General features: G+C 64.4%; 1 protein-coding gene. It reads right to left on the bottom strand.

What is annotated here, in order from left to right:
* Positions 1-32: 32 nt before the first annotated feature.
* Positions 33-1,494, bottom strand: a 1,462-nt coding sequence (locus tag GWC77_RS27705) for an IS66 family transposase (RefSeq protein ID WP_173262681.1), incomplete at its 5' end; no start/stop codon positions are given.

Genomic DNA, 1,494 nt, shown 5'->3' with positions numbered 1-1,494 from the left:
GTAATCGGTAATTGACCGACGTCGTTGCGATCTCAGGCGATCTGATGCAGTGGCGAGCGCAGCGGGTTGTCGGCGAAGAGCGATTTCCAGATTCGCGGCGTGAGTTCGTGCACGCGCGAAGCCGGATGCTGACCCACGCGTTGCAGCACGTCGACCAGATAATCGTAGGGATCGATGTCGTGCAGCTTGCACGTCACCAGCAGGCTTTGCGCGATGCCGATCTGCTTGGCGCCAAGTTCGGTCCAGCAGAACATCCAGTTTTTCTTGCCCATTGGAATAGCACGCAGCGCGCGCTCCAATGAGTTTGTATCGATCTCGACATCCGGATCGTCTAGATACAGCAACAGGCCGTCACGACGCTCGCGCACGTAGGCCAGCGCCTTCGTGAGCGGGCTGCTCGGCAGCAAGCCTTGCGCCTCGAACTGCTTGTCCACCCATGCGAAGAACCGCTGCGCCGCCGGCAATGCATGGTGCTGCCGCCAAGCGCGCTTGGCGGGGCCAGCCAAGTTCTTCTGCCGGATCTCTTCCTCGACGCGGTACAACACGCCGATGTGCGCCAGGGCTTCGGCCACCCGTGCCGGCTCGATCGCCTCGGCCTTGAGGAAGGCGCGTCTGCTGTGCGCCCAGCACTGAGCATGCGCGATGCCGGTCTTCTTCGCATACCACGCATACGCACTGTAGCCGTCCGTATGCAGCACGCCCCCGGCCACGGGCGCTTGCCCGAGCAATTGTTCGACGTGTTCCTGCCGCCGGCTCGGCTGGTAATGGAAGCAGATCTCTTCGTGTTCGCCCATCACGGGCCAGAAGTACGCCGACTTCATCTTGCCCGGGCCTTCTCGCCCTGCCTTGAGCGGCGTCTCGTCCATGCGCTTGACGCGTGAGACGAGGACCGACTGCCACTGCGCATCGTGGACCGGCTCGATCAACGCAATCGCCGCTTGCGCGATCTGCGTGAGCCACTGCCGCGACACGCGGATGCCGCTTTGGGCCAGTCGCTGATGTTGACGGTACAGCGGCAAGTGGTACACGAGCTTGTCCACCAGCAGGCCTGCGATGAACGACACATCGGCGCGACTGCCCTCGATCACGCCCACCGGCGCCGCCGGACACGACAGGGCCTGCGTGTCGCGCCGCTTGATCACCGGGCGCACGTACTTGAGCACGACATAGCTGCCCGGGCGTTGGGCGAGTCGATGGCTGACGCGCTCGCCGATCACCTCGTAGTCCTCGGGAGCAAGTCCCTCGGCCTCGGGGTTCGCCACCGCGATGACTTCGACTGGCACCTTGCCCTCGTCGAAGAACAGCGTCGACTCGTCCGCATCCGTACGCTTGGGATTGGCGCTGCGCTCGTGGCCTGCTACACGGGTCTTCTTGGCCGGCGCCGGCGCATCGGGTAGCGCATCGAAGGCTTCGCCCAGCGTGCCCTGTGCCGCATTGGGCTCGACGATGCGACGCTCGCTCTTGCGGCCAAACAACTGGCGCTGGAACCACGCG

It is taken from the genome of Paraburkholderia sp. NMBU_R16, from assembly GCF_013282575.1.
Taxonomy (GTDB): Bacteria; Pseudomonadota; Gammaproteobacteria; order Burkholderiales; family Burkholderiaceae; genus Trinickia.
The sequence above is the reverse complement of the archived record's forward strand: the minus strand, read 5'-3'. Positions and strand labels throughout refer to the sequence as shown.